This is a genomic window from Leptospira johnsonii (assembly GCF_003112675.1).
Taxonomy (GTDB): Bacteria; Spirochaetota; Leptospiria; order Leptospirales; family Leptospiraceae; genus Leptospira_B; species Leptospira_B johnsonii.
Window position 1 is genome coordinate 256,039 of record NZ_BFAY01000005.1, and the last position, 19,393, is coordinate 275,431.

The 19,393-nt window shown below is 40.8% G+C and carries 21 protein-coding genes; 9 read left to right on the forward strand and 12 right to left on the reverse strand.

Annotated elements, in window-relative coordinates; genetic code table 11:
* Nucleotides 1-3: 3 nt before the first annotated feature.
* Nucleotides 4-630 (reverse strand): NrsF family protein, encoded by a 627-nt coding sequence (locus tag LPTSP_RS02430; protein ID WP_108927251.1) that lies wholly within the window; start codon nt 628-630, stop codon nt 4-6.
* A 124-nt stretch (nt 631-754) separates the two neighbouring features.
* Here LPTSP_RS02430 and LPTSP_RS02435 point away from each other — a divergent pair, with 124 nt between their 5' ends.
* From LPTSP_RS02435 to gshAB, 7 genes are read left to right on the forward strand one after another with little or no spacing between them, the layout of a single operon-like run.
* Complete coding sequence (locus LPTSP_RS02435) at nt 755-1,342, forward strand: RNA polymerase sigma factor (protein ID WP_108927252.1); 588 nt, start codon at nt 755-757, stop codon at nt 1,340-1,342.
* 3 nt (nt 1,343-1,345) lie between these two features.
* Nucleotides 1,346-2,518, forward strand: coding sequence for a GNAT family N-acetyltransferase (locus tag LPTSP_RS02440; protein WP_108927253.1), 1,173 nt, complete (start codon nt 1,346-1,348; stop codon nt 2,516-2,518).
* Nucleotides 2,515-2,838 (forward strand): ATP-dependent Clp protease adapter ClpS, encoded by a 324-nt coding sequence (gene clpS / locus LPTSP_RS02445; protein WP_108927254.1) that lies wholly within the window; start codon nt 2,515-2,517, stop codon nt 2,836-2,838. Before LPTSP_RS02440 ends, clpS begins: the two co-directional genes overlap by 4 nt.
* Nucleotides 2,835-5,078: an ATP-dependent Clp protease ATP-binding subunit ClpA gene (gene clpA / locus LPTSP_RS02450; RefSeq protein WP_108927255.1), complete on the forward strand. Its 2,244-nt coding sequence runs from the start codon at nt 2,835-2,837 to the stop codon at nt 5,076-5,078. The genes clpS and clpA overlap by 4 nt, the downstream gene beginning before the upstream one ends.
* The gene (ggt, locus tag LPTSP_RS02455; protein WP_108927256.1) at nt 5,078-6,841 is read left to right on the forward strand and encodes a gamma-glutamyltransferase; all 1,764 of its coding nucleotides are present in this window, start codon (nt 5,078-5,080) and stop codon (nt 6,839-6,841) included. Before clpA ends, ggt begins: the two co-directional genes overlap by 1 nt.
* Before the next feature lie 28 nt (nt 6,842-6,869).
* Nucleotides 6,870-8,411 carry a glutamate--cysteine ligase gene (gshA, locus tag LPTSP_RS02460; RefSeq protein WP_108927257.1) on the forward strand — a complete coding sequence of 514 codons (1,542 nt, stop codon included), beginning with the start codon at nt 6,870-6,872 and terminating at the stop codon, nt 8,409-8,411.
* Complete coding sequence (gene gshAB / locus LPTSP_RS02465; protein WP_108927258.1) at nt 8,408-9,439, forward strand: bifunctional glutamate--cysteine ligase GshA/glutathione synthetase GshB; 1,032 nt, start codon at nt 8,408-8,410, stop codon at nt 9,437-9,439. The genes gshA and gshAB overlap by 4 nt, the downstream gene beginning before the upstream one ends.
* Here gshAB and LPTSP_RS02470 read toward each other — a convergent pair.
* From LPTSP_RS02470 to LPTSP_RS02510, 9 genes are all read right to left on the reverse strand, one after another.
* On the reverse strand, nt 9,422-9,682 hold the full coding sequence (locus LPTSP_RS02470; RefSeq protein WP_108927259.1) for a glutathione S-transferase N-terminal domain-containing protein: 261 nt from the start codon (nt 9,680-9,682) through the stop codon (nt 9,422-9,424). The two genes, gshAB and LPTSP_RS02470, sit on opposite strands and share 18 nt — an antisense overlap.
* 1 nt (nt 9,683) lies before the next feature.
* Nucleotides 9,684-9,995, reverse strand: coding sequence for a Grx4 family monothiol glutaredoxin (gene grxD, locus LPTSP_RS02475; protein WP_108927260.1), 312 nt, complete (start codon nt 9,993-9,995; stop codon nt 9,684-9,686).
* Between the two features lie 25 nt (nt 9,996-10,020).
* Nucleotides 10,021-10,242, reverse strand: a complete 222-nt coding sequence (locus LPTSP_RS02480) for a BolA/IbaG family iron-sulfur metabolism protein (protein ID WP_100705987.1) — start codon at nt 10,240-10,242, stop codon at nt 10,021-10,023.
* A gap of 65 nt (nt 10,243-10,307) precedes the next feature.
* The gene (locus LPTSP_RS02485) at nt 10,308-10,580 is read right to left on the reverse strand and encodes a BolA family protein (RefSeq protein ID WP_108927261.1); all 273 of its coding nucleotides are present in this window, start codon (nt 10,578-10,580) and stop codon (nt 10,308-10,310) included.
* A gap of 5 nt (nt 10,581-10,585) precedes the next feature.
* Nucleotides 10,586-11,359 (reverse strand): ABC transporter permease, encoded by a 774-nt coding sequence (locus LPTSP_RS02490; RefSeq protein ID WP_108927262.1) that lies wholly within the window; start codon nt 11,357-11,359, stop codon nt 10,586-10,588.
* Nucleotides 11,356-12,273, reverse strand: coding sequence for an ABC transporter ATP-binding protein (locus LPTSP_RS02495; RefSeq protein ID WP_108927263.1), 918 nt, complete (start codon nt 12,271-12,273; stop codon nt 11,356-11,358). The genes LPTSP_RS02490 and LPTSP_RS02495 overlap by 4 nt, the downstream gene beginning before the upstream one ends.
* Before the next feature lie 62 nt (nt 12,274-12,335).
* Nucleotides 12,336-13,715, reverse strand: coding sequence for a dihydrolipoyl dehydrogenase (locus LPTSP_RS02500; RefSeq protein WP_108927264.1), 1,380 nt, complete (start codon nt 13,713-13,715; stop codon nt 12,336-12,338).
* A 165-nt stretch (nt 13,716-13,880) separates the two neighbouring features.
* Nucleotides 13,881-14,696: a hydroxyacylglutathione hydrolase gene (locus LPTSP_RS02505; RefSeq protein ID WP_108927265.1), complete on the reverse strand. Its 816-nt coding sequence runs from the start codon at nt 14,694-14,696 to the stop codon at nt 13,881-13,883.
* Between the two features lie 28 nt (nt 14,697-14,724).
* Nucleotides 14,725-15,039 (reverse strand): STAS domain-containing protein, encoded by a 315-nt coding sequence (locus tag LPTSP_RS02510; RefSeq protein WP_100766781.1) that lies wholly within the window; start codon nt 15,037-15,039, stop codon nt 14,725-14,727.
* 275 nt (nt 15,040-15,314) lie between these two features.
* Between LPTSP_RS02510 and LPTSP_RS02515 the strand changes: the two genes are divergently transcribed.
* Both LPTSP_RS02515 and glpK read left to right on the forward strand, forming a co-directional pair.
* Nucleotides 15,315-16,271 carry an MBL fold metallo-hydrolase gene (locus tag LPTSP_RS02515; protein ID WP_108927266.1) on the forward strand — a complete coding sequence of 319 codons (957 nt, stop codon included), beginning with the start codon at nt 15,315-15,317 and terminating at the stop codon, nt 16,269-16,271.
* A 31-nt stretch (nt 16,272-16,302) separates the two neighbouring features.
* Nucleotides 16,303-17,796, forward strand: coding sequence for a glycerol kinase GlpK (gene glpK, locus LPTSP_RS02520; protein ID WP_108927267.1), 1,494 nt, complete (start codon nt 16,303-16,305; stop codon nt 17,794-17,796).
* Here glpK and LPTSP_RS02525 read toward each other — a convergent pair whose 3' ends face one another.
* Both LPTSP_RS02525 and LPTSP_RS02530 read right to left on the reverse strand, forming a co-directional pair.
* Nucleotides 17,797-19,077, reverse strand: a complete 1,281-nt coding sequence (locus LPTSP_RS02525; RefSeq protein ID WP_108927268.1) for a hypothetical protein — start codon at nt 19,075-19,077, stop codon at nt 17,797-17,799.
* 17 nt (nt 19,078-19,094) lie between these two features.
* Nucleotides 19,095-19,385, reverse strand: a complete 291-nt coding sequence (locus LPTSP_RS02530; protein WP_108927269.1) for a hypothetical protein — start codon at nt 19,383-19,385, stop codon at nt 19,095-19,097.
* Between the last annotated feature and the right edge of the window lie 8 nt (nt 19,386-19,393).

Consider the following 19,393-nt stretch of genomic DNA (forward strand, 5'->3'; position numbering starts at 1 on the left):
AGCTTACCAACTGAATTTTTTTCGGATCGGAATGTATAATGCGCCAATCCAAACCAAAGTGAATGCAAGATGAGAGATCAAAATATGGGAAGGATCTTGGACGGAGCATACAAACTTCAGACATAGATTAGAACTTGCTAATAAAAGATTTAAAAACAAGAATCCGGAAAGTCCCGGTCTAGAACTCGCAGTATTTTTAAAAAGAAACCAAGCCCCGGCTCCAAAGAAGATCGAAGTACTCGCTATAATTGCGGGACAAAGTCCCAGATGAATATGGGACGGAACTTCTTCCGTAAAAAACCGACTTAGGATCAATGCGATCCAAGCGAATAGAAAAACACCTGCCGCCCAGAAGATCCAAGTCGAAGTTTCCTCAGGAAAGGCAAGTTTACTCAAAAGATAAGCGGAGAAAATTCCCCACACCAATAATAATGCAGGTTCTGGCCACCAACCCGGGAATGTGTTTAGTCTACCTGATAAATTGGAAGCAGCCCATCCAACTAGGATTCCCAAAAACACTAACCCCAAACAGGAAAGAAAAAGGGTAAAAATGTTCAGACTCCCTTTTTCCAGGTCGGAACTTAATGTTTGGATCAGCTTTTTGGTCTTGTCCGATTCTGAATTTGACATGCTTCCTCCCAGGTTAGATTTTCCATATGATTGTAAGAAAGATTGGACATCCTTAAAAAATCCAGTCCAATAGCTTTCTTTATACGACTCACAAATCCATTCGAGTCAAACTGCATAAGGTTACATGGCGGAAAAGCAAGATATCTGGCAAATTCTTTCGGAAAGAATGCGCTTAGCTCAAGACGGAGATTCCAAGGAATACGAACTCCTACTTTCCAAATGCAGGGAAATTTTAAACAATCATCTGAGCTATAAGGTTCGTGACAAGGAAGATCGAGAGGATCTCATTCAGGATATTCTGATCGGTATTCATAAGGCCAGAGCAACTTATCGAAGGGAAAAACCGTTTGCACCCTGGTTTTTCTCCATCGCCAGATACAAGACCATAGACTATATCCGAAGGAAAGGGACTAGGGATAGAATGGTTTCCACGGAGATGGAAGGTTTTGCCCAGGAAGTAAAAACTTCTATTGAAGACAAGTGGGAGGTCCAACAAGGACTGGAATCCTGGTTAAACGTTCTAGAACCCAGACAAAGAAGGATCCTGACCATGGCAAAACTGGAAGGGAAATCGGTTCGAGAGATTTCCGAAACCACTGGCCTTTCCGAATCCAACGTAAAAGTGATTGTCCATCGTTCTCTGGAAAAGTTGAAACGTTTTTTTTCCGAGTCTGAGAGAACGATAGAAGGCTCCAAGACGTCCAAGAAATAGAAAATGCCCAATCAAACGAAGATCACCAGGATGTCCTCTCTCCAAGAAATTTCGGCAGAGGAATGGAATCTTTTAGGCGATCCAGAAAATCCTTTTTCCAATCATGAATTTTTATATTCACTGGAACTTTCTTCCTGCGTAGGTGGAAGGACTAGTTGGCATCCAGAGTATTGGCTGGCGGAAGACGAGAGCGGGATACATTCTTCCCTCCCTTTTTATCATAAATACGATTCTTATGGTGAGTATATTTTCGATCATTCTTGGGCTAATTTTTTCTCTCAGAACGGACTTTCTTACTATCCCAAGGGGCTCGTGGCTTATCCTTTCACCCCGGTAAACGGTAAGAAAATTTTAAGAAGAAATAATGTGTCTGCAGAAGAGGCGTTGGACCTCCTACTTCCTCCTTTATTGGAGAATTCAAGGAAAGAAGGGCTCTCCAGTATTCATTTTCTTTTTTTACAGGAAGAAGAAGCTAAGGCATTAGAGAAAAGGGGATTTTCCACTCGGATCACTCATCAATTTCATTGGAAGAATAGAGGTTATACAAGTTTCGATAATTTTCTGGGGGACTTTAGATCCAAAAAAAGGATACAGATCAAAAAGGAAAGGGAAACTATTAGAGAATCTGGCATTCGGATCATATGCAAAGAAGGGAAAGAAATTTCTGAAAATGATATGGATTCCATCTATAATTTTTATGCGGAGACCTATTCCAGAAAATGGGGATCTCCCTATTTGAACCGCAAATTTTTTAAGATCATTTTGGAAAAATTTTCCCAAAATCTGGTTTTATTTTTAGCGGAGAAGGACGGAAACACGATAGGCGGAACATTTAATCTGAAAAAGGGAAAGAAGTTGTATGGAAGATATTGGGGCTCTTCTTCACATTATCCTTTTCTACATTTCGAATGTTGTTATTATGCTCCAATTGAATACGCGATCAGGAATGGTTTCGAAATTTTTGAAGCCGGCGCCCAGGGAGAGCAGAAGTTTTTAAGAGGATTTCCTGCCGTTCCTACTTATAGCTCTCATTTTATTTTCCATAACCAAGCTCGAAATGCGATTGAACGTTTTTTAGAAAGCGAAAGAATGCATATGCAGGAAATGATTCGGGAAACCAATCTTTCTTCCCCATTGAAAGATGAGGCTCTGAGGGGAGAATCCGAAGACCAATGAGCAATTTAAAGACCGAAGAACAGGTTCTCACAAAAGAGAAACTGAAACTTAAAAAACCGGCTAAGTATAGGGTGGTGATCTTGAATGACGATTACACTCCTATGGAATTCGTGGTTTGGATCTTGCGAGTGGTATTTTATCGGACCCAGGTCGAGAGCGAACAAATTATGCTACAAGCACATACAACCGGAAAGGCTCTTTGCGGAGTCTATTCTCATGATGTTGCCAGGACAAAAGTGAACGAGACTCATATACTCGCAGAGGAGCATGGACATCCTTTGCATTGCCAGATGGAAATAGAAGAGGGGGAAGAATCATGACCTTATCAGAAGAACTGGAAAAATCTCTGGGCCAAGCAAGGACCGAGGCTCTCAAAAGAAGGAACGAATACATCACGCTTGAGCATATTCTTCTCTCCTTAACAAATGATCCGATCGCAGCTGAGGTTCTGATTGCCTGCGGAGCGGACTTAGAACAGTTACGTTCCGAGTTAAAAGAATATTTAGATACTGAAATGGAATCGGTTCCGGAATCTTTCGGAGAGATAGAGCCTGAATATACGATTGGTGCTCAAAGAGTTCTTCAGTTAGCGGCATTTCACGTTCAGTCCACCCAAAAGAAAAAATTGGATGGAGGTTATGTGCTCGCTTCCTTGTTCAGAGAAGATCAGTCGCATGCGGTCTTTTTCTTAGGAAGACAGGATATTTCCCGCTTCGATGTGGTGCGTTATATTTCTCATGGGATCAAAAAGTCAGGCGAGAAGGTAGGAGAAGGCAATTCCACGGACGAATCTTCCAAAAAACAAAGCGGAGATCCTCTGTCTGATTTCTGTGTGAATCTGACTGAAAAAGCAAGCCAAGGAAAATTAGATCCTTTGGTCGGAAGAGCAGAGGAGATAGAAAGAACGATCCATATCCTTGCCAGAAGAAGAAAAAACAATCCTATCTTCGTTGGAGATGCGGGAGTCGGAAAAACAGCGATCGTAGAAGGACTTGCACTTCAGATCGTAAACGGAAAGGTCCCGGATATATTAAAAAATACGAAAGTATATTCCTTGGATATGGGACTTCTTCTTGCCGGAACCAAGTTCAGAGGAGAGTTCGAGGAAAGACTGAAAAATGTTGTGCAGGCAATTTCTTCCGATCCGGATAATGTATTATTTGTGGATGAGATCCATACGATCATAGGTGCGGGTGCTGTTTCAGGTGGATCCTTGGATGCTTCTAACCTTTTGAAACCCGCACTTTCGAATGGGGAACTTCGTTGTATTGGAACTACAACATATAAGGAATATAAAGCGATCTTCGAGAAAGACCATGCTTTATCTAGAAGATTCCAAAAACTAGAAGTGAATGAACCAAGTGTAGAAGAGACCATCCAGATCTTAAAAGGACTTCTTCCTAAATACGAACAATTCCACTCCGTAAAATATTCTTCAGGGGCCGTAGAAGAAGCGGCAAAACTTGCAGAACGTTATATTCTAGATCGTAAACTTCCTGATAAGGCAATCGATCTCATAGACGAAGCTGGCGCAAAGGTAAAACTCAGAGAAAGTTCCAAGTCAAAGATCGTAAGTGTAAAAGAGATTGAAGAACTTGTCGCAAAAATTTCTAAAATCCCTCCACGAACTGTAAAGGCGGATGATAGAGAAAAACTCAAAAACCTAGACGAGGAATTAAAACGCAAAATTTACGGGCAGGACCAGGCAGTAATTGAACTCGTGCAAGCAATCCGACTTTCCAGAAGTGGTTTGTCAGAGCCGGGAAAACCTGTGGGTTCTTTCTTGTTCGCAGGACCTACAGGTGTTGGAAAAACGGAATTATCCAAACAACTCGCTGCTATTTTGGGTGTGGAATTCATCCGATTCGATATGAGCGAGTACATGGAAAAACATACTGTTTCTAGACTGATCGGTTCTCCTCCTGGTTATGTTGGTTTCGAGCAGGGTGGTCAATTGACGGATGCGATCGTTCGTACCCCTCATTGTGTTCTTCTATTGGATGAGATTGAAAAGGCTCACGAAGATATATATAATATTCTTTTGCAGATCATGGACCATGCCACTCTCACGGATAATAATGGTAGAAAAGCGGATTTCAAACAAGTCATTCTGATTATGACCACAAATACAGGTGCAAGAGAAAGAGCTTCTAATCCATTAGGATTCGATAATACCGTTTTGACTGACAGAGGATTAAAGGCTATTGAAAAACAGTTTTCTCCCGAGTTTAGAAATAGGCTTACAGCTATTATTGAGTTCTCTGCTCTGGATGAAGGAACAGTTTCTAAGGTGGTCCGTAAACAACTGGAACTTCTGGAAATCAGATTGAAAGAGAAAAATATTCAACTTCATTATGGAGAAGATGTGCTGATTTGGATCGCTAAAAAATCCTATGATCCTTTGTTCGGTGCAAGGCCTGTCCAAAGGTGGATTGACTCTAATATTTCCAAAAAACTCTCCGAAGAGATCCTGTTCGGAGAATTAAAAAACGGTGGGGATGTGAATTTGGAAATACAAAACGAGGAACTTAAATTAGTCTTCCGTTCTAGAGAAAAATAATGTCTTTTAGAACCGTTAGACCTAGTCCCAAAAGTTTCTTACTATTTTCGATTCTAGTCCTTCTTGTTTTTGGTTCTTGTAAGAAGAATGTACTATTCATCGAAGGAAGGGAAGTATCTACCCAGAGCCTTGTGGCTCCTAAGTTCGGGATAGATCCAAACACCTTATTTGCGGAATCCAAGAAGATCATGATCTCGACGGATTCCATAGATGCTTCCAAGGTGGGACTGGAAATTTACAAAAAGGGAGGAAATACAATCGATGTGGCTGTGGCTTCTTCCTTTGCAGTTTCCGTTACTCGTCCTTCTTCCACAGGGATTGGCGGTGGTGGATTTTTAGTCTATCATCACGCAAAATCCGGAAAGTCATACGCTTTTGATTTCAGGGAAAGGGCACCTTCATTAGCGAATCGTAATATGTATAAAGGCCGTCCTAAGGAAGAATCCTTACTCGGATATAAATCCGTGGGTGTTCCCGGGATGGTGGCCGGTCTTGTTCAGATCCATAAAAAGTTCGGAAAACTTCCCTTAAAGGAGGTTTTAGCACCTGCGATCCGATTAGCAGAAGAAGGATTCATAGTATATCCGGATCTTTCGGAAGCGATCCAAGAATCGGAACAAGACATGAGTCCAGGAATGAAAAAGATTTTCATTCCTGGAGGAAAGGTTCCTGAGTCTGGTGAAAAATTCGTTCAGAAAGATCTTGCCAAGACCCTTAAGATCATTTCTGAAACGGGAGATAAGGACTTCTATACAGGGGCGATCGCAAAAGCACTTTCTACAGAAGTCTCTACAAATGGTGGCTCCATTCATTTCGACGATCTGAGAAACTATAAGGTAAGGGAAGAAAAACCTTTAGAAATCACTTACAGAAATTATAATATTCGGACGATGTTCCCTCCTTCTTCCGGAGTTCATCTTTTTACCATGTTGAAGATGTTGGAAACGAAAGAACTTCATTCAATGTTCGATTTTTCTCAGAGCGATTATTATCACTTCTTGGCGGAAGTCATGAGAAGAGGATATTCTGATCGAGCTGTTCTTGGCGGAGATCCCGGATTTACTAAGATCCCTGTGAATACATTAATCTCTTCCGAATACGCAAAAGAAAAAATTTCGGACTTTAATCCTGGTAAAGCCACTCCTAGTTCCACATACTTAAGTAGATTGAATTTAAGAGCGGAATCTCCTCAAACCACTCATATTTCGGTAGTGGATGCGGAAGGTAATGCTGTTTCTACCACACATTCTATCAATTATAGATTTGGTGCTGCAGTTGTATTGGAAGGATATGGTTTTGTTCTAAATGATACTATGGATGATTTCAGTCGTTCACCTGGAGAGCCTAACGTATATGGTCTCATTGGGGCTGAAGCAAATTCTATCCAGCCTGGAAAAACACCTTTGAGTTCCATGTCTCCTACTATTGTTCTGAAAAATGGAGAAACATTTTTAGTCACAGGTGCTCCTGGTGGGTCTTACATAGTAAATGCAGTTTTACAATCTATATTGTTTAATTTAGATTTAAATCTTACATTGTACGAGTCAGTTGCCAGGGGAAGAATTCACCATCAATTTTTCCCGGATGCTCTTTCTATAGAAGGACCGGCGACCGATACTGCAACTTTCAACCAATTGAAGGCGAAAAAACACGAAGTTCGACTCGGAAATAATATGGCAAAACTGTTTTGCGTAAAAAGAGAGAACGGAACATTGTATGGTGCGGCAGACCCACGGGGAGATGGAATCCCTTTGGGAGAATAATATTAAAGAAAAGACTTAGGAATATAAAATGAATCGATCCGCCAAAACTCCGGTATGTCCGAATCTGCGTCATGCTGTAAAAGCAAAACACGGTTTGGAAAAGGAAAGTATGCGCATATTTTTCGACGGAAGGATTGCCACTACTCCTCATCCGGAATCCTTAGGTTCCAGTCTGACCAACCATTTTATCAAGACTGATTTTTCGGAACCTCAACTTGAATTTGCGACAAATCCTAGGCCTCGGATCGAAGCTATCGTAAGAGAATTACAAGATCTGCATATATTCACATCTAGACATTTAAAGGAAGAGTGGATCTGGCCATTCAGTATGCCTCCGATTCTTCCTAAGGAAGATAAAGACATTCCTCTCGGACAGTATGGTCATTCTTTTTCTGGAGAATGGAAAACGGTCTATAGAAATGGTTTGGGTCTTCGTTATGGAAGAAGGATGCAGACGATCTCAGGAGTTCATTATAATTTTTCATTTTCTAATCTGTTCTTAAAACAAATTTTAGGAAAAGAGATTCAGGCGTTCAAGAAAGAGGAAATTTCGGAGTTATATCTTTCAGTTACTCGCAATTTCATGAGAAGGGTTCCCGAAATTCTATATTTAACTGGGGCTACTCCTGTTTTTGACGAAACATTCTTGCCGGTGCCTAGCGATTTCCCTTTTGTAAAACATAAAGAGCATACCTACTACGCGCCTTATGCTACTTCTTTGAGAATGAGTGAGATCGGATACACTAGTAAGGTGCAAGACGAACTTCCTATCAATTATAATTCCTTAAAGGAATATATTGACGGGATGTGTTACGCTGTCAGTACTCCTTATTCTAAATACCAACCGTTTGGCGGAATTCCAAACCAGCTCAACGATCATTATCTGCAGATAGAGAATGAATTTTATTCGCCGATCCGACCAAAACAGATCCCTAAAAACGACGAAAGACCTTTAGATGCGCTCCAAAGTAGAGGAATCCAATATATTGAGATCCGTTGTTTGGATCTTCAACCTGAATCTCCCACTGGAATTCATAAGCCAAGCCTTGGCTATATACAGATGGTGTTACTCGACGGCCTATTGAAAGAAAGTAAGTCCATAGACCAAAAGGAAAGACTTAGGATCAGAGAAAATACAAAAAGGATCATTTGGGAAGGAAGAAAACCGGGATTAAAGGTTTTGGACGACGATGGAGAGGAAGAGGATTTTCTAACTAGAGGAAAAGAATTCACCCAAAGCCTATTACCTATCGCTCAAGAGTTAGATCGCCATACTGGTAAAAGATTCTACCAAGAAATATTAAATATAATGAATAAACGTTGGGAAGATCCCAAATATACTCCTTCCGGTAAATTGATGGATCGTATCATAAACGAAGGTTGGGAATTTCGGGACCTTGGAATTCATTTGGCGAAAGAAAATTATAGAAATCAATCTCAGATGGAACTTACTCCGGGGAAATTTAATATGTTCGTCAAAGAAGTGCAAAAGTCTTTGGCAGAAAAAGAGAAAATAGAAGAATCCGAAAAAGTAAGAAAGAATCCTACTGCAAGGATCTGTAACCATTGAAATATAAACTGGAACCGGGACAAAAACTAGATCCGAATGAATTTATCCTAAAAGGATTCGAGGATCTGGAAATTTCCACTCAGATCGTGATCCGAGACGCTCTCAATCGAGGTTTAGAAGTAGAAGTTTTGGATCGTCCCAGCCATTTTATCCGACTGAAAGGCAAAGGAGTCACAAGACTCATAAAAGAAGCTTCCAAAACGGAACTGGATTCCTATATGACCTTCTTAGTAATGGAAAACAAAACCATCACTAAACGTATTTTAGAAGAGTCGAATATACTTGTACCAAAAGGAATTGCAGTTTCCGATCTGAACTCCGGATTGGAATTCTTAAACAAAAACTCGGATAGAAAGATGGTTGTAAAACCGGTGACTACGAATTTTGGGATTGGAATTAGTATTCTTCCACCTTCTTCTTCCGTAGAAGAAAAGAAGAAGGCATTGGAAATCGCACTCGGATTTTCAGAAACCGCTATCGTAGAGGAATTTGCGGAAGGAAACGAATACAGGTTCTTAGTGATTGGAGACGAATGTGTTGCGGTCTGCAATCGTATTCCTGCGAATGTTACGGGTGATGGAAAAAAAACCATCAGAGAATTGATAGAAGAAAAGAACTCTGATCTCCGAAGAGGGGTAGGGCATATTACACCACTGGAAAAGATCCGATTGGATGAGACTGAAATAAACGTACTAAAAGAATCTGGAAGAACTCCCGAATCCATTCCAGGTACCGGAGAAAAAGTTTTTGTCCGTAAAAACTCTAATATCAGCACAGGTGGGGATTCAGTAGACGTGACCGATATCGCGCATTCTTCTTACAAAAAACTGGCTGTGGAAGCTGCAAAAGCTGTTGAGGCGAAGATCTGTGGTGTGGATATTATAGTAAAAGATCTGGAGTCTGAAGGAGATTATAGGATCTTAGAGTTGAACTTTAATCCTGTATTATACATTCATAATTATCCTTATTCTGGTAAGAATAGAAAGGTGGGAGAGAAAATTTTGGACGTATTAGGATACACTTCCTAATTTTTGGATCTTACTTTTTACATAGTCCACGATGTCTCTGGACTCGTACATTCTGATATCACCGTCTACTAAGAAAGGAACCTGAGAGAGGCCTCCTAAACGTAGGACCTCCTCTCTGCCCGGTGTGCCTTTGCTAGCCTCTACCAATTCGTAATCCTTACCCTCTTTCAGGCCTAATTCGGAAAAATGCCCTCGAACGTAAGCGCAATAAGGGCATGTATCGTATTGGAAGAGTTTCATCATATTAGGCACCGATCTTTTTTTGGAGTTCTCCGCTTTTTGCCATTTCCACGACTATATCGTGACCGCCTATAAATTCTCCGTCAATGTATAACTGAGGAATAGTAGGCCAGTTTGCGAATTCTTTAATCCCTTCTCGCACGTTTTGATCGGATAGAACGTTAAACGAGTTATAATCCGCACCCAGACTTCTGAGAACATTGGTCACCCCTGCGGAAAAACCGCACATAGGAGCGTCAGGAGTTCCCTTCATAAACAGAAATATTTTTTTAGAATCGATCAACCCTTTGATCTTATCTTGTAACTCTTTATCCATGATACTTGTTCCTATCTGTTATTTATTATACCTTGGTTTCCAGTCCTAAAGCATGGACCTCTGCCTTCAATTCGTCCTTTAATGTGGCGTACACCATTCTGTGTTGTTCCACGATGGACTTTCCGGCAAATCCGGAAAACTTTACGATCGCTTTGATATGTACTCCGTCGTTGTACGGATCTTGGATCTCTACTTCCGAGCCCGGAAGTCCTGCTTGGATTTTTTCCCGAATTTCTTGGACAGTCATCTTTTACTTCTTAGACTCGTATAGTATCAGCTCTTTTTAGAATCTCTTCCCGGACAATCTTTTTTCTAAGGGATAGAGGTCTTTAATTCTAGAGCATGGACTCCCCATTCTTTTAGGAATGGATCCATGATCTGGTATACCGACCGATGCTGTTCCAAAAGGGATTTTCCCTGGAACGCAGGACTCGTGATGAAGATCCGGATATGGGTCCCTCTTTTTTTGCGGGTTGGGTTTCCGGAATGACCTGCATGTTGTTCCGAAAAATCCTCTATCCTTAATTCGGAGGGAGAAAGTCCATTTCTCAAAAGTCTTTCCATTTCTACAAATATATCTTGCATAACTTTTAAGTCCTCGTTCCATATCCGCGGCTGAGCAAAAATACGGAGAGAGAATAGAGCAGAATTGTACCTACCACTAAAAGCCCGATCGCTTCTAAAGGGTCGATATCGCTTACTCCTAAAAATCCGTAACGGAATGCGTTCACCATATAAAGAATAGGATTGAACTTAGAAACGATCTGCCAAGCATCCGGAAGCATTTTAATCGAATAGAATACTCCACCCAAGTAGGTCAAAGGAGTCAGAATGAATGTTGGAATGATGGTTACGTCGTCGAATTTTTTTGCATACAATGCATTCAAAAATCCACCCATAGAGAACATCAAAGCGGAAAGCGCTACCGTGACGATTACGATCCCAGCATCATACAATTTCAATTCGGTAAAGAATAATGAAACTAGTGTTACAATAAATCCCACTAAAACCCCGCGGATCACTCCTCCTATGGAATAACCGAGCACGATCAAATAAGCAGGAGTAGGGGACACTAAAAGTTCTTCGATATTTTTCCCGAATTTTGCTCCAAAAAAAGAAGAGACCACATTATTGTAAGCGTTCAGTATTACCGACATCATTACAAGGCCCGGAACGATAAATTGGATATAGGTATGACCTCCTACATCTCCAATTTGAGATCCCACCAGTTTTCCGAAAATCAGAAAGTATAAGGAAATCGTAATGCCAGGAGGGATCAACGTTTGGATCCAGATCCTTAGGATACGAACTGTTTCTTTTCGAACGATTGTGGAGAATGCGTTGAATTTTTCTTGGAAGTTCATAATTTTTTCTCCACCAGTTTCAAAAATAATTCCTCTAAACGATTGGACTTGTTTCTCATACTTGATATTTGGATCCCGCTCTTATCCAAAAGACGGAAAAGCTCGTTTAATGAATTATTCTTTCCTATATCCACTTCTAAAGTAAGATCATCCACTTTGTTCAAATGAAATCCATTTAGATCAATAAGAGAAGGCATAGGCTGTTTTAGGTCCAATACGAATGTCTGGGAGTCTAGTTTGACTAAAAGTTCCTTCATGGAAGTATTTTCTACGATCTTTCCTTGGTCGATGATTGCGATCTTCTTACAAAGATTTTCTGCTTCTTCCAAGTAATGTGTAGTGAGGATGATCGTGATCCCGGACTCGTTTAGCTTTACTAAGAAGTCCCAAAGTGAACGTCTGAACTCTATGTCCACTCCCGCAGTGGGTTCATCCAGGATCAAAACTTTTGGATTATGGACTAGGGCTCTTGCGATCATGAGCCTTCTTTTCATTCCCCCGGAAAGTCTACCTGCACCTTCTTTTCTTTTTTCGTACAGTCCTAGTTGGCTTAAATACTTATGAGTTCTTTCTACTGCCACCTTTCTGGAAAGACCGTAATATCCTCCCTGATTGATAACTATATGTTCTACTCTTTCGAAAATATTAAAATTGAATTCCTGGGGCACAACCCCAATATAAGATTTTGCTAATGTAAGTTGAGTATCTATATCCGCTCCGTAAATTTTCACTTCTCCCGAAGTTTTATTTACTAGCGAACTGAGGATACCGATCGTAGTGGACTTCCCCGCACCGTTCGGACCTAAAAGGGCAAAAAAGTCCCCTTCGTCCACGGTTAGATCGATCCCTTTTAAGGCCTGCACCCCTCCGGCATAGGTCTTCACCAAATTTTTTATCTCTAAGGCTTTGTTCATCCGCGAAAAACCGCTCCAATTCTATGATTTTGAACAAGCCCTGTTTAGACAATCTTTTGGCTTCAGGAAGAGCTTAAGATTTCTCTTGCTTTCCTGGCAGCGTTTCTTGCAATTTCAGGCAAAGCGGGATGAACATAAATCATCTTTAGCAAGTCCTCTAGAGTCCCACCCATTGTCATAAGGAGTATAAAAAGATGAATTAGGTTAGAAGCCTCTTCCCCTAGGATATGGGCTCCAAGGACTTTTCTGGTTTTAGGACTTACTAATATTTTGACGAATTGGTCTTCGGATAGTCTAGCCATTCCTGTCGCACTGCTGGAATATGGATTGATTGCCGAGATGTATTCGGTGCCTTCTTCCTTCAATTGTTGTTCTGTTTTTCCCACAGCTGCTACTTGGGGATGGGTGAATACTGAGTGAGGAACCGGAGGATATTCGACCGGGGTTCTATGTTTGTCAACATAGAGAGATTGGAATAAGGACTCTCCTTCAAAGTTTACCGAGTGTCGGAAGAAATACTTTCCAATAATATCTCCCAAGGCATAAACCCCGTCTGCAGTGGTTTCCAAATATTCGTTGGTTTTGATATAACCTTTTTCATCGGTTTGGATATCCGTGTGTTGGAGATCCAACCAATCTGTATTCGGTTTGATCCCGGTTGCGACGAGTAGAGCGTCTCCTTCTAATGTATAGGTTTCCTTAGAATTTTTACATTCTAAACGGAAGATCCCATCTTTATAGTCTACCTTCTTCACTTCCGTTCCCAAACGAACATCTTCTCTTTTGGAGAATGCTTTTTCGAAACCGTCTATGATGTCTTTGTCTTCATGGGAAAGCAATCTGTTGCGAGCGATAAAAGTGGTTTTAGATCCGAATGCAGAATATGCAAATCCAAGTTCCAGACCTATATAACCTCCGCCAATGACCAAAAGCCTTTTCGGAAGTTCAGTTCTTCTGAGAGCTTCTCTGCTTGTCATATAAGGAGTTCCTGCAAGACCAGGAATATCAGGGATAGAAGGTCTACATCCCGCAGCAATAAAGATACGATCCGCGGTAAGTAGTTCACCGTTTACTTTTACTACCTTATTCTCCACGAATCTTCCCTCGTGAGGATAAAAGTCTATATTGGAATTTTTTTCGTAAGCGGGGAGGATGCTATCAGAATCTGCATCCACTGTTGCGGAGACCCGTTCTACCAATGTCTTAAAATCTACGGAGAATGGACCCGGGATGCTTAACTGGAATTTGGAAGCGTCTTTTGCCTGGGCTAAAATTTCCGCAGGATGGATGAGCATTTTAGAAGGGATACAACCTCTGTTCAAGCAGGTCCCTCCCAAACGATCTTTTTCTAAAATAGCTACCTTATAACCAAGTTTAGAAGGAGGTGTGACTAGTTTTGTTCCTCCTCCGGAGCCTATTACGAGAATATCATACTTTTTCATGCGGTTAATTCAATGGAGAACGAGATGCTTCTATAGGAAAAGGATTCTTTTGGAGAGAGTCTCAGATAAATCTCAAAAATTTACAGAGTATTCTCTCTTACATACAAAATATTAGATATTGTTTGTACTGGATTCGGAAAAATAAAAAGAAGATATTAGTAACTTCTACCATTTATCCCGCAAAGATCGCAACGCAATGAACAGGGTTTGAGGGTCAGAAGCCAAGGTGAGGTTTTTCATTTTATTTCGTATACCGGAGACCAGATTTTCTTTTGGGTCAAACACAAGGAAGAATGGATTGAATGTTCTTTCTTCCGAAAAGTTCGTGGTCCAAAATTCTTGGTCTTCTTTTAGTTTCTCCGCCTTGGACAATGCTTGGGCGGCGGCTTGATTTTTAGGGTCAATAGAAAGACTGAATTTTAGATTGTTTTTGAGGTAATCGTGACCTGGATACAATCTAACGTTTCCTGGAAGATCTTTGAATTCCTTTAAGACAGTTTCATATAGTGTTTTAGGATCTCCGCCTCGGGTGCAATTTCCTACACCTGAATTGAAGATCGTATCTCCCGTAAATGCCGCGTAAGGAGCTCCATTTTCTATCTGCAAAAGACAAACATGCGCAAAAGTATGGCCGGGAGTATAAATCACTTTTAGATAAGAATTCCCATCCGGACTATGTAAAATTTTTTCTCCTTCTTCTAAAGCGTGAGAAGCATGAGGGATTTTTCCGAGCCCCGCAGGATGAGATAATACTTTAGCCCCGTATTTGGAAACAAGTCCATCGTTTCCGCACGTATGATCATTATGCTCGTGAGTGTTTAGGATATAGTCCAGACCCCAGGACTTATTCTCCAAAACTTGGGAAATTTGATCCGGATCGTAAGGATCTATAGAGAGAGTTTTATTTGAATTCGGTTCTCTGACTAGGTAGGTAAAATTTCGGAGAGGACTATCCGTGTAATACTTAAGAACTTCCAACATAGGTTATAGAAAACGACAGAAGCTGGTTTTATTGGATAATGTCTAGGTGTTTGTCTAGATTAGCGATCCTTAAAATAGTCATCACATCTCTGCTCAGATTTCTAAGTTTCAGATGTCCATGTCTTTCAGTGACGTATTTTTGGGTATTGAAGATGGCACCAATCCCGGAAGAGTCTAAGTATACGTCCCCTTCGAAGTCTAGGATAATATCCTTATGACCCTCGTCAAACTGGCGAATGATGAGTTCTTTTAACGCAAATGCGTTCTTTAGGCTTACATTCCCTTGGATCTTAACTACGCAAGACCCCTCTTCTAGGGATACATCTGTTTGAAAACCTTCCAATGAGTGGCTCCGATCTCTATTTCTCTGACTATCCTCGGGTTAAGAAAACAACGGATCTTCTCAGAAAACTGAGAATAAATTTCCAAACCGGGAGGGAACCCGAGCCAATAGACTAATTTGTGGCAAAGCGGAGGTAAACTCTTTTTTAGAACAAAAAGGGATCTAAATCTATTTCAAATAAAATAAGAAATAGCTCGCAAAAACTACTGATTCGGTAAAACTAAGTGCTCGATTTTGTAGCGGAACTTAAGGTTTCGGACGATATTTAAAACTGTATGCGGATCAAATTCTGGGGAGTGCGGGGCTCCATTTCTTCCCCCGTTCAGGGCGACCTGATTCGATCTAAAATTCTGAGGATCCTTAGCTTGGCGTCTCCGTCCGACCTGCAAAGTCCGGAGGCTATCGAAGATTTTTTGGACTCCTTGGCACTCTCCAACTGGAGCACGTACGGTGGAAATACTACCTGCATAGAGATCCGGGACAAGGAAGATAAACTTGTTATTATAGACGGAGGTACAGGACTCCGAGAACTGGGAAACTCCATCTTACACGAGGGCTACGGTGTCGGTAAGGGAAAGGCGATTTGGATCTTCACCCATACTCATTGGGACCATATCCAAGGGATTCCTTTCTTTGTTCCTTTGTATACTCCAGGGAATAAATTCGAGTTCGTAAGTTCGGTAGAAAATCTCGAAGAAAGATTGAGATACCAACATACATTCACACATTTTCCAGTTCCTTTCGACGGTTTCCAAGCAGAGAAAGCATTCCGACATGTTCCAGAGGGAAGGGCCTTCCGAGTCACGGATTCAATCACCGCAATCTCTAAAGCGGTCCGCCATCCGGGTGGAAGTTTTTCCTATAGGTTTGAAGAAGACGGTAAGGCACTTATCTTTGCCTCGGATGCGGAATTCAATTTGGACGAGATGGAAAATATCGAAGATTATCTGAACTATTTCAGAGGTGCAGACGTTCTGGTATTCGATACCCAGTATACTTTCGAAGAGTCTTTACAGAAAATCGATTGGGGGCATAGCACCGCTTCCATGGCGACAGACATAGCTCTTAGAGCGAATGTTAAAAAATTAGTAATGTTTCACCATGATCCTTCTTATGATGATGAAAAATTGGATGCAGTGTATCTGCGTGCGATTAAATACAAAGAAATGTTTGATCCTGACAACCAATTAGAGATCATCATGGCAAGAGAAGGTCTGGAAATCCAAATTTAATCTTTAATTCAATCGATCAGGGAGAAGTCGAATGAGTGAATATATCATCGGAATAGATGCCGGTACCACCGGTATACGTACTTTCTGTTTTAGTAAATCCGGGACCGTGATCTCAAGCGCATATTCCGAATTTAAACAATACTTTCCAAAACCCGGTTGGGTGGAACATGACCCTGAAGAGATCTGGGCAAAAACTGAAAAGCTTATCCTTAAGGCAATTCGCAACGGAAAGTTAAAGCCGGAAAAAGCGGTAGCGATAGGGATTACCAACCAAAGAGAAACCACCGTATTATTCGATAAGGATACTGCCGCACCGGTTTACAACGCGATCGTTTGGCAATGTCGTAGGACTTCCGACTTCTGCTCCGGATTAAAGAGAGAAGGTTTAGAGCCCACATTCAGAAGAAAAACAGGACTCGTAGTAGACGCATATTTCAGCGGGACCAAGATCAGATGGATCTTGGACAATGTAAAAGGTGTTCGTGCAAAAGCAGAAAAAGGAAAGGTACTGTTTGGGACCATCGATACTTATTTATTGTATCGTTTGACTGCCGGAAAATCCCATAAAACGGATCATACGAACGCGAGTAGAACTCTTATCTTCAATATTGAAAAGAAAGAATGGGATAAGGAACTATTAAAGATCTTACAAATACCTGAGGCTATTCTTCCTGAAACCCATAACTCCAGTAGTCTATTCGGAAGAACGGAAGGTGTGAAAGGCCTGCCTGATGGGATCCCAATCTCTTCTTTAGTAGGAGACCAACAGGGAGCGCTATTTGGACAATTGTGCACGGAACCAGGAGAAGCAAAGAATACATACGGAACCGGATGTTTTTTACTTTTTAACACAGGAAACAAATTACAAATTTCTAAAAACAATCTGATCACGACTCTTGCCTGCGGCCCGGAAGGAAAAACGGTCTATTGCCTAGAAGGTTCTATTTTCATCGGTGGAGCTGTAATCCAGTATCTCAGAGACAATCTTAGATTCTTTAAGGAATCCAAACTTTCAGAAAAAATGGCCGCTTCCGTTACCAAGGACGATGAGGTAGTCTTTGTGCCTGCATTCTCCGGTTTAGGAGCGCCTTATTGGGATATGAACGCGAGAGGTGCGATCTTAGGCCTGACTAGAGATACCACACAAGAACAGATCACCAGGGCAGCATTAAAATCAATCGCATTACAATCTTATGAATTAGTGGAAGCGATGGAAAATGATACTGGCTCGAAATTGAAAGTCCTAAAAGTGGATGGGGGAGCTACTGCTAATAATTGGCTCATGCAATACCAAGCGGATATACTAGGTAAGAAGATTGTAAGGCCTTCTAACCTGGATACAACCGTTTTGGGTGCGGCATATCTTGCTGGATTGGAACGAGGTTTTTATTCTTCCGTAAACGATCTGAAGAAAAACCAAAAAACAAGTAAGGAATTTACTCCTAAGCTAAGTTCCAGTTTGAGAGAAAAAGAGATCCGAGTCTGGAAGAATTCCGTAAAAAGAATACTCACTTCCGAATCTTAATTAGTAAGAAAAAGAGAGCAGGCTAAATTCCAAGGGTTTTCTTTCGGAGTTGATGCCTGCTCCTATGATTAGTTTTGCCTGATCGTATTTAGGGATCTCTAAAATAGAATCCGCAGAAATTTTAAAAAACTCATATTGGTCTCTCTCCTTCTTGGAAAGATAGATATCGATTCGAACGACTTCCATATATTTCAAGATACGAAAAAGGATTTTGTCCTTTGTGACAGCATAAAGTTCTATTTGGTTAGAAGTTCGATTCAGATTAAACTTCTCTGAGTGTATTCCTTCGAACTCTATTGGAGTCTTGGAAGTTTCCTCTTCTGCAGAATCTTTATATACCGGGAAATTCCCTTCTTCATAATAGATCCTTCTGGAAAAGCGTCTGAATATTTCTTTCTCCACGATTTCTGGAAAGGATTCCCCTGGTTCCGGTTTTTTACTCGGACCATCTAAGATCTGTCTCCATTTGTTCTTGGAAACATTCTTCTCTACCATTTTACGAACCGGAGGAGAAAGTTTTGCGACCGAATACTTTAAGATCCTTTCATCCAATTTATTTAGAATAGAATTTAAAAATGGTCCATGTATCAAAGGAAGTATCTCAATGGAGAAGATCCGGTCCCTTAAAAATTTTGCGAATTCAATCTCATAAGTGAATAGGTTAGACACCAGCTCCTGTTCTTCTCTAGGAGTACCTGCGTATAAGATCTTTACCAAACGAAATAAATACGTTTTACTTTCCGGATCAAAATATAGATCTTCTATTTTTCTGATCACTTCTTCTTCATTCAGTTCAGGGTTCACAATATCTCTAAGAGAAAGATATTTTGTGGAGAACATTCTTTTTCGGAACATTCTATAGAGTGTAAACTTTCCGGTTTGGATACTTCCGATTTGGGTCTGTAGATTTTCTCTCAGAATGAGAATAGGTGCAGTTGGATTTCCTACGATAGGATAAGGATTGGAACGAATCGTATAGCGAGAGCCTTGAAAAATTTCCTCGGAATCTTTTGGAAATTTAGAATCTTCAGAATACAGCAAACTGTTTGCTAATTTTAAATAAGGAGGAGTTTTGATTGCGGAACTTTGAGTGGTTTTACGATCGTATTCCAACTCATATAGAAACTTTGGGATGAGTGCTGCCTGCGAATATAAATAAGGAAGTTCTTCAATTTCCCTTAAAGGAAAATCGTAAAAGGGAGAAATTTTAGAATGCACCCTTGCTACAGAATCAGGATTACAAAATAAAAAATGATAGTTCTCTCCCTCGAAGTAGATCATGGGAACTTACGAAAGGATTAATCTTCTTCTATTAGTAGATCCGGATGTAAAACGGAAAGACCTGGCGCTATTGTCTCTCTTTTGGAAAGTTTAGAAACCAGTTGTTTTTTGAATTGGGTCCAGTCGTAGGTCTCTTTTAAGGAATCTAACTCTTCTTCGAAACCGTATTGCAAAAAGTCCAAGGTCTCTTCTTCCGTAAGTCCTGTTACAAGACTACTGTCGGAAACGACCCTTAAAATTTTACGAATGTCTCTCTCGTTCCAGAGTAGGATTCCTGAAAGTCGTACGACCCAATATTCATGGTCCATTCTTACAG

Bases quoted from the DNA above. Each gene is read 5' to 3' on its own strand.
- LPTSP_RS02440 (WP_108927253.1), top strand. From the start codon at position 1,346: ATGCCCAATCAAACGAAGATCACCAGGATGTCCTCTCTCCAAGAAATT.
- gshA (WP_108927257.1), top strand. From the start codon at position 6,870: ATGAATCGATCCGCCAAAACTCCGGTATGTCCGAATCTGCGTCATGCT.
- LPTSP_RS02515 (WP_108927266.1), top strand. From the start codon at position 15,315: ATGCGGATCAAATTCTGGGGAGTGCGGGGCTCCATTTCTTCCCCCGTT.
- LPTSP_RS02500 (WP_108927264.1), bottom strand. From the start codon at position 13,715: ATGAAAAAGTATGATATTCTCGTAATAGGCTCCGGAGGAGGAACAAAA.
- LPTSP_RS02530 (WP_108927269.1), bottom strand. From the start codon at position 19,385: ATGGACCATGAATATTGGGTCGTACGACTTTCAGGAATCCTACTCTGG.
- LPTSP_RS02480 (WP_100705987.1), bottom strand. From the start codon at position 10,242: ATGACTGTCCAAGAAATTCGGGAAAAAATCCAAGCAGGACTTCCGGGC.
- LPTSP_RS02505 (WP_108927265.1), bottom strand. From the start codon at position 14,696: ATGTTGGAAGTTCTTAAGTATTACACGGATAGTCCTCTCCGAAATTTT.
- LPTSP_RS02490 (WP_108927262.1), bottom strand. From the start codon at position 11,359: ATGAACTTCCAAGAAAAATTCAACGCATTCTCCACAATCGTTCGAAAA.
- glpK (WP_108927267.1), top strand. From the start codon at position 16,303: ATGAGTGAATATATCATCGGAATAGATGCCGGTACCACCGGTATACGT.
- LPTSP_RS02525 (WP_108927268.1), bottom strand. From the start codon at position 19,077: ATGATCTACTTCGAGGGAGAGAACTATCATTTTTTATTTTGTAATCCT.
- grxD (WP_108927260.1), bottom strand. From the start codon at position 9,995: ATGGATAAAGAGTTACAAGATAAGATCAAAGGGTTGATCGATTCTAAA.
- ggt (WP_108927256.1), top strand. From the start codon at position 5,078: ATGTCTTTTAGAACCGTTAGACCTAGTCCCAAAAGTTTCTTACTATTT.
- LPTSP_RS02485 (WP_108927261.1), bottom strand. From the start codon at position 10,580: ATGCAAGATATATTTGTAGAAATGGAAAGACTTTTGAGAAATGGACTT.
- clpS (WP_108927254.1), top strand. From the start codon at position 2,515: ATGAGCAATTTAAAGACCGAAGAACAGGTTCTCACAAAAGAGAAACTG.
- LPTSP_RS02435 (WP_108927252.1), top strand. From the start codon at position 755: ATGGCGGAAAAGCAAGATATCTGGCAAATTCTTTCGGAAAGAATGCGC.
- LPTSP_RS02495 (WP_108927263.1), bottom strand. From the start codon at position 12,273: ATGAACAAAGCCTTAGAGATAAAAAATTTGGTGAAGACCTATGCCGGA.
- LPTSP_RS02430 (WP_108927251.1), bottom strand. From the start codon at position 630: ATGTCAAATTCAGAATCGGACAAGACCAAAAAGCTGATCCAAACATTA.
- clpA (WP_108927255.1), top strand. From the start codon at position 2,835: ATGACCTTATCAGAAGAACTGGAAAAATCTCTGGGCCAAGCAAGGACC.
- LPTSP_RS02470 (WP_108927259.1), bottom strand. From the start codon at position 9,682: ATGATGAAACTCTTCCAATACGATACATGCCCTTATTGCGCTTACGTT.